We start from the raw sequence: 2684 nt of genomic DNA on the forward strand, positions 1-2684 counted from the left end.
CATGTTGACCATGTTCAACAGACCGCCGCCACCCTCAACCAGGCTGGTCATCGCCTCAGGATTCACGCCCGGAACGGGAATGAACGAACCGAGGCGGAAGACCACCAGCGCACCAATCAAGAAGAAGATGCGCTGACGAAGTTCCGTCAGTTTGCCCAGCGAGCCGAGCGTTGTGCCCTGCGCTGCTGCCACCTGATTACTCCACGCTGCCGCCGGCGGCTTCGATAGCCGCCTTGGCGCCGGCCGTCGCAAGCACGCCCGTGAGCTTGATCGCGCGGGTGATTTCACCCTTGAGGACAATCTTGACCTTCTTCGCGCGGCTGGTCACGAGACCGGCAGCGTGGAGAGCGATCAGATCGATCGTGTCGACCTTCAAGGCAGCCAGCTGGTACAGACGCACTTCTTCGGTGTCGCGCTTCTTCAGCGAGCGGAAGCCCACCTTCGGAAGGCGACGCTGCAGCGGCATCTGGCCGCCTTCGAAACCGTAGCGATGCGTGCCACCGGCACGTGCATGCTGACCCTTATGGCCGCGGCCAGCAGTCTTGCCGAGGCCGGAACCAATACCGCGAGCGACGCGGGTGCGGGACTTGCGGGCGCCCTTACCGGGACGTAGATCGTTAAGACGCATGATTCTTACTCCTCGACCCGAACCAGGTAGTAGACCTTATTGATAAGGCCACGGACCTGCGGGCTATCCTTCAGTTCGCGCACATCATTGATGTGGCTCAGGCCCAGGGCCTTCACACTCAAACGATGACGACCCTGCACACCGCGCAGGCCCTTGACCAGGCGGACGCGGACGGTACCGCCAGCGGCGGTTTCGGTGTTCTTAGCCATTGCCGAGGACCTCTTCGATCGTCTTGCCACGCTTGGCGGCGATGCGCTTCGGCGATGCGACGGCCTGCAGACCCTTGATCGTCGCGCGGACGAGGTTAATTGGGTTGCGCGAGCCGACGGCCTTGGCGAGCACGTCCTTCACACCGACCACTTCGAGGACAGCGCGCATGGCGCCGCCGGCGATGACGCCGGTACCCTGGGAAGCGGGCTGCATGTAGACGCGAGCCGCACCGTGGTTAGCCTTGATGGCGTACCACAGCGTGCCCTGGTTCAGTTCAATCGTGACCATGTTGCGACGGGCGCGTTCCATAGCCTTGGAAATGGCGACCGGCACTTCACGTGCCTTGCCATAACCAAAACCGACGCGGCCTTCGCCGTCGCCAACAACGGTCAGCGCGGTGAAGCTCATCTGGCGGCCACCCTTGACGGTCTTGGCCACGCGGTTGACGGCGATAAGCTTTTCAAGCATGCCGTCCGAATTTTCGCGATCTGTCGAGGACATCTCTTTTCCTGATAGCCCGGAATGATAGTTAGCCGGGACTTCTGTTTACGGCTCGGTCGCCGCTTGGAGTTGTAGGAGCTAAATCGGGCGACATCGGCCCCGAGGGACCGATGTCGTTGCCTGACGCCTCTTAGAACTTGAGGCCGGCTTCACGGGCTGCATCGGCGAGAGCCTTGATGCGACCGTGGTAACGGAAACCCGAGCGATCGAACGCGACTGCCTCGATACCGGCGGCCTTGGCGCGCTCGGCAACGATGCGGCCGACGGTGGTCGCGGCTTCCATGTTCTTCGTACCCTTCAGACCTTCGGCAACCGCGGACTGCACGGTCGAGGCGGCTGCCACGACAGTACCGTTCGGTGCGAACACCTGGGCGTAGATGTGCTGACCGGTGCGGTGCACGCTCAGGCGGTGGACCGCGAGCTCACGGATGTGAGAGCGGGTCGACTTGGCGCGGCGCAGGCGGGAATCGTTCTTGTTCATCGTATTACTCCAGAAAGCGGATAGACCGATTAGGCCTTCTTGGCTTCCTTCAGGATGATCTTCTCGCCCGCATAACGGACGCCCTTGCCCTTGTAAGGCTCCGGCGAACGGAACGCACGGATCTTCGCCGCCGTCTGACCCACGAGCTGCTTGTCAGCGCCCTTGATCAGGATTTCGGTCTGCGTCGGGACTTCGATGGTGATGCCTTCCGGCGCCTCGAAGACGACCGGGTGCGAGAAACCGAGCGAGAGGTTGACGGCCTTGCCGGCAAGCTGTGCGCGGTAACCGACGCCGACCAGCTCGAGCTTCTTCTCGAAACCGGCGGTGACACCCTGGACCATGTTGGCGACAACGGCGCGAGCCGTACCACCGAACTTGTCGTCGGCGCCCTCGGCGAGAACGACGGTGGCGACGCCATTGTCCTGCTGGAACGTAACGCCCGGCAGTTCATGGGTCGTCAGCGTGCCCTTCGGGCCCTTGACGGAGACGGTACCGTTGGCGATCGAGATCTCGACGCCCTTGGGGAGATTGATAGGCAACTTGGCTACACGTGACATACGGGACTCCTTACGCCACCTGGCCGATGACTTCGCCGCCAAGACCCTTAGCACGGGCCTGAGCGTCGGTCAGGAGACCGGCGGAAGTCGAGATGATGGAGATGCCCAGGCCGCCGAGGACCTTCGGCAGCTCGTCCTTGCCGCGGTAAACGCGGAGACCGGAACGGCTGACACGGGAGATGGTTTCGATGGCCGGGAGACCCTCGAAGTACTTCAGCTTGATCTCGAGCACCGGCTTGCCCGCTTCATCAGCGGAACGGGCGTCGAGGATATAACCCTCTTTCTGCAGGAGCTGCGCGAGGGCCAG

6 protein-coding genes and 1 pseudogene are annotated in these 2684 nt (G+C 62.6%); all 7 read right to left on the reverse strand.

Translation table 11 applies throughout. From position 1 onward, the window contains the following. Window positions 1–192 (reverse strand): annotated as a pseudogene (gene secY, locus AC1DSN_RS21020) (preprotein translocase subunit SecY); the annotation flags it as partial. 4 nt (window positions 193–196) lie between these two features. Then, window positions 197–628, reverse strand: coding sequence for a 50S ribosomal protein L15 (rplO, locus tag AC1DSN_RS21025; RefSeq protein ID WP_063570891.1), 432 nt, complete (start codon window positions 626–628; stop codon window positions 197–199). A gap of 5 nt (window positions 629–633) precedes the next feature. After that, window positions 634–837 (reverse strand): 50S ribosomal protein L30, encoded by a 204-nt coding sequence (gene rpmD / locus AC1DSN_RS21030; protein ID WP_063570890.1) that lies wholly within the window; start codon window positions 835–837, stop codon window positions 634–636. Then, window positions 830–1339: a 30S ribosomal protein S5 gene (rpsE, locus tag AC1DSN_RS21035; protein ID WP_046967240.1), complete on the reverse strand. Its 510-nt coding sequence runs from the start codon at window positions 1337–1339 to the stop codon at window positions 830–832. Before rpsE ends, rpmD begins: the two co-directional genes overlap by 8 nt. Before the next feature lie 130 nt (window positions 1340–1469). Next, window positions 1470–1820 (reverse strand): 50S ribosomal protein L18, encoded by a 351-nt coding sequence (gene rplR / locus AC1DSN_RS21040; RefSeq protein WP_063570889.1) that lies wholly within the window; start codon window positions 1818–1820, stop codon window positions 1470–1472. A 29-nt stretch (window positions 1821–1849) separates the two neighbouring features. Beyond that, window positions 1850–2377 (reverse strand): 50S ribosomal protein L6, encoded by a 528-nt coding sequence (gene rplF, locus AC1DSN_RS21045; protein ID WP_063570888.1) that lies wholly within the window; start codon window positions 2375–2377, stop codon window positions 1850–1852. A 10-nt stretch (window positions 2378–2387) separates the two neighbouring features. After that, window positions 2388–2684: 30S ribosomal protein S8 (gene rpsH, locus AC1DSN_RS21050; protein ID WP_477332667.1), on the reverse strand; the 297-nt coding region annotated here is incomplete at its 5' end.

This window comes from Luteibacter sp. P4_D7_3, assembly GCF_056401735.1.